Below are 4,822 nucleotides of genomic sequence, written 5' to 3'. Positions count from 1 at the left end.
TGCTAAGCTATTAAATGAAACAGGAGTGGATGTTATTGAACTGAACTTTTATCAGATCCTTTCAGATTTTAATAAAAAAGCAAAAGAGATCGAAGACGAGCAGATCAACATTGTTAAAGAGATTAAAGAAATATTTCTATACCGGTAAGTATAAAATTAAGTTCAGACAACTCGAATGTTTTGAATTTTATAAAAAAGCTTGACCAAGAAAAAATGGATGCATTTGTATTATTTAATTCATTTTTCCAACCAGATATTGATATTATTAAAGAGAAACATGTCAAATCGTTTAATCTCAGTAATGAAGGAGACTATAAGAAATCATTAAGATATGCAGGTCTGTTATTCGAAAATATTAATGCAGATATATGCAGCAGTCGAGGGATATTTACGGGTGCAGATGTAATCAAAATGATATTGTCAGGATCGTCATGTGTACAGCTTGTAAGTACATTATTTAAAAATGGCTTGTCGCAAATTAATATTATGAAGAAGGAACTGGAAGATTGGATGAATGTTAAAAATTATAAAAGTATCAGTGAATTTATGGGCAAGCTCTCAAAAAACAGCCTCGGGAATGATTCTTTTATTTACAAAAGAGCTCAATATGTTGATTTACTGTTGAACTCAGAGGAAATATTTGGAGTTTCCCGGTAAAGAAGTTGTTTTATTGGCATAAATGTTTTTTCTGAGAAAAGAGTGATGAAGCACAAATAAAAATGGAATTAATAAATAAAACTAATGAAAGAATACAAATTATTTACTTCTCAAAAGATTGGTTCTATAGTGGTAAAAAACCGTATTGTTATGTCGCCAATGACAAGAAGCAGGGCAATTGGGAATACGCCCAATGAACTGATGGCCAAATATTATGAACAACGTTCAGGCGCCGGGTTAATAGTAACCGAAGGAACATCACCCTCGCCAAATGGATTGGGTTACGCCCGTATACCCGGAATCTATAGCAAGCAACAAGTTGAAGGCTGGAAAAAGGTAACCTCCGCTGTACACCAAAATGGAGGAAAAATATTTGTTCAGCTTATGCATACCGGAAGGATTAGCCATCCCCTTAATATGCCTGAAGGAACGCAGATTCTTGCTCCGTCAGCTGTAAAAGCTGCGGGACAAATCTGGACCGACTCAAAAAAAATGCAAGATTTCCCGGTACCCAAAGAGATGACTACTGAAGATCTGTTGCATACAAAAATTGAATATGTTGAAGCAGCAAAAAATGCTCTGGCTGCAGGATTCGATGGAGTGGAATTGCATGGGGCCAATGGATATCTACTCGAACAGTTTTTGTCACCTGTAAGCAATATCCGCAAAGACAATTATGGAGGAACTATTGAAAATCGATGCCGGTTTGTAATTGAGGTGGTAAGTGCCGTTGCTGGGGCAATAGGAAAAGATAAAGCGGGTATCCGTTTATCACCTTATGGAGTCGCAAGCGATATGCCATATTATCCTGAAATTGACGCTACCTATAAATACCTGTCGGAACAACTCAACAACCTAGGAATAACCTATATCCATCTTGTTGATCATTCAGCAATGGGAGCTCCTGTGGTTCCAATGGAACTTAAGAAACTCATCCGGAATAATTTTAAAAACATCCTTATTCTATCTGGGGGATATGATAAGGAAAGAGCCGAGACCGATATTCAAAGCGGATTAGGAGATATGGTCGCGTTCGGGCGTCCGTTTATCAACAATCCCGATCTTGTTGACAGGTTAAAAAACAATTGGCCTTTATCACTTGACCTCAAAATGGATTTGTTTTATACAGCTGATGAAAAAGGATATTCCGATTATCCTCCCTATAAAGTGCAATGAACCGAATTCAATAAATTAAAAACTTTTATAATATCACCCCTCTTGTGTATTTCGGAGGTAGAAGGACAGTTTAAAACCTTTGATGCAACAATTATTTCTTCCAAAGAAGATTTTCCAGATGCTTTTTCAGAAATGACTGCAGATGTAAATAGTATTCTGTCTGTAAGATTGGTACAAATTTCCATGAGCAGACAAACAATAACGGGTTTTATAATAACAGGAAGGATAAAACGGTCCGATTTGGGTATCTGAACAGCAATGACTTCCGCTATATTAAGCGATAAAGTTTCAATTTTAATTGACCAAAATTGACTTTTAAATTAAGTGAAAAATAATGAAAAATGTATCGGATCAACTGGTTGAAATATTAGTTGAAGCAGGCATTCAAAGAATTTATGCAGTAACAGGTGATAGTCTCAATCATGTAAATGCAGCCGTACACCGTAATGGCAAAATCAAATGGATCCATGTTCGGAATGAAGAAACAGCTGCATTCGCTGCCGGAGCGGAGGCTCAGTTAAATGGACTGGCATGTTGTGCAGGTAGCAGTGGGCCCGGACATGTTCACCTGATAAACGGTTTGTACGATGCGCACCGTTCATCGGCTTCTGTGTTGGCTATTGCTTCTACCCTTCCAACCAAAGAATTTGGAACAAGTTTTTTTCAGGAGACAAACACCATTAAACTTTTTGAAGATTGCAGTTGTTACAACCAAGTGGTTACTACACCAACTCAATTTCCTCGTATGTTACAGGCCGCCATTCAACATGCAGTACATAAAAAAGGGGTAGCTGTAATAGGATTACCGGGTGACATTACAAACCTTCCCGCAGTAGCGTCGGAAACCACTACTGCGATTTTCCGAAACCGTCCTATTGTAAGGCCATCGGATGATGAGCTAATGAAACTGGCTGAACTTATAAACTCGCATAAAAAAGTTACTATTTTTTGTGGACTGGGAGCCGCAGAAGCCCATGATGAAATTATTCAACTTGCCGAAAAAATTAAAGCTCCAGTGGCCTATTCTTATAAAGCAAAGATGGCTATCCAGTATAATAATCCTTATGAAGTAGGACTCACCGGATTACTAGGAATTCCATCAGCTTATCATAGCATGCATGAATGTGAATTGCTTATATTATTAGGTACCGATTTCCCATATACCCCTTTCATGCCAGTTAAAAATAAGATCGTGCAAATTGATATTAAACCTGAAATTCTTGGGCGAAGGGCTAAACTTGATATGGGTCTTTGTGGGGATGTGAAAGATACTTTGCAAGCGCTCATGCCTATGATCACAATGGAAAAAGATGTCACTTTCCTTACTAAGCAATTAGAATTTTATAAAGAAGTCAAAAAAAAATTACAGGTTTATGTGCTGGATCACGGAAAGCCAAATGCGATACATCCTGAATTTGTGGCCTATTTAATTAACGATTTAGCTGACAACGATGCCATTTTCACAGTAGATACCGGAATGTGTTGTGTGTGGGCTGCACGTTATATCAATGGAACTGGACAGAGAAAAATGCTAGGTTCGTTCAATCATGGGTCTATGGCAAATGCGATGCCACAAGCCATTGGAGCCGCGCTTGCCCGTCCCGGACAACAAGTAATTGCATTCTGTGGCGATGGAGGCCTGTCGATGATGCTGGGCGACCTTATTACCATTGTCCAATATAAATTACCCGTGAAGATCATAGTTTTTAATAACCGTTCGCTGGGAATGGTGAAACTTGAAATGGAAGTTGCCGGGATTCCTGATCTTGAAACTGATTTGCTAAACCCGGATTTTACCGCAATAGCAGAAGCTATGGGAATGCCGGGCATTAACATTACTAATCCCGATGAAGTAAAATCAGGATTAATGAAAGCGTTTCAACAGGATGGTCCCGTATTGGTTACGATATGGACAGACCCGAATGCCCTTGCAATGCCGCCTAAACTGGAATTTGACCAAATGAAAGGTTATACATTTTATATGGGAAGAATGATGTTGAGCGGTCGCATGGATGAAGTATTTAATATGATTTCGTCTAATTATAAACATTTGGGCGAGTTACTATAAATTTTTAAATCATACATTCTTAAAATAAAAACAATATGAAACGTACTGCAAAAGCACACTGGTCAGGTAACCTTAAAGAAGGTAAAGGAACATTGACCACACAAAGTGGTATAATAAATAACGCAAATTACAGCTTCAAAACTCGTTTTGAAGAAGGCGATCAAGGCACTAATCCGGAAGAGTTACTTGCTGCTGCCCATGCAGGATGTTTTACAATGGCTGTTGCCTCAATATTAACTCAAAAAGGATTAAATTCAACATCTTTAGATACAGAAGCAACAGTATCTATGGAAGGTTTAAGTATTACAGGTATTCATTTATCGATTACAGGGTCTGTAGCAGGAGTTAATGCCGAAGAATTTGAAGCAATCACAAAGAATGCGGAAAAGAATTGCCTGATATCAAAAGTGTTGAGCATTCCGATCAGTTCTGAAGCTCATTTTGTAAGATGAAAGATTTTAAAATTGAGTATTAATGATATAATAAAATCTGTATTAAATTAAAGGAGACACATGTATGGAAAAAATAATTTTGAATGGACACTCAACTATTGATGGCGCAGGTGTTAAATTATTCAGAGTTTTCGCTAATGATAATGCGAAACTTACAGACCCTTTTTTACTACTGGATAATTTTGGTTCTGATAAACCGGAAGATTATATACGCGGATTTCCCTGGCATCCTCACAGAGGTATTGAAACAGTAACCTATATGCTGGAAGGAAAAGTTGAACATGAGGACAGCATTGGAAATAAGGGAACAATAAATTCAGGAGATATCCAATGGATGACTTCTGGTAATGGTATATATCACCAAGAGATGCCAAAGGGACAGAAAGGCATGATGCAAGGAATACAATTATGGGTCAATTTGTCGTCAAAAAATAAAATGACATCCCCAAAATATAGAGGAATTACAAGT

Annotated in this window: 5 protein-coding genes; all 5 read left to right on the top strand. The window is 37.6% G+C overall.

Translation table 11 applies throughout. The features are described 5' to 3' along the window. Positions 1-138 precede the first annotated feature (138 nt). Positions 139-657, top strand: coding sequence for a hypothetical protein (locus Q8907_12810; GenBank protein MDP4275150.1), 519 nt, complete (start codon positions 139-141; stop codon positions 655-657). Positions 658-741: 84 nt separating this feature from the next. Then, positions 742-1,833, top strand: a complete 1,092-nt coding sequence (locus Q8907_12805) for an alkene reductase (GenBank protein ID MDP4275149.1) — start codon at positions 742-744, stop codon at positions 1,831-1,833. 334 nt (positions 1,834-2,167) lie between these two features. Beyond that, the gene (locus Q8907_12800; GenBank protein ID MDP4275148.1) at positions 2,168-3,901 is read left to right on the top strand and encodes a thiamine pyrophosphate-dependent enzyme; all 1,734 of its coding nucleotides are present in this window, start codon (positions 2,168-2,170) and stop codon (positions 3,899-3,901) included. A gap of 35 nt (positions 3,902-3,936) precedes the next feature. Next, a complete protein-coding gene (locus Q8907_12795; protein MDP4275147.1) occupies positions 3,937-4,353 on the top strand; it encodes an OsmC family peroxiredoxin in 417 nt (138 codons plus the stop codon). A gap of 64 nt (positions 4,354-4,417) precedes the next feature. Then, on the top strand, positions 4,418-4,822 hold a 405-nt coding region (locus Q8907_12790; protein MDP4275146.1), incomplete at its 3' end, for a pirin family protein.

Source organism: Bacteroidota bacterium, from assembly GCA_030706565.1.
Classification (GTDB): Bacteria; Bacteroidota; Bacteroidia; order Bacteroidales; family JAUZOH01; genus JAUZOH01.
The sequence above is the reverse complement of the archived record's forward strand: the minus strand, read 5'-3'. Positions and strand labels throughout refer to the sequence as shown.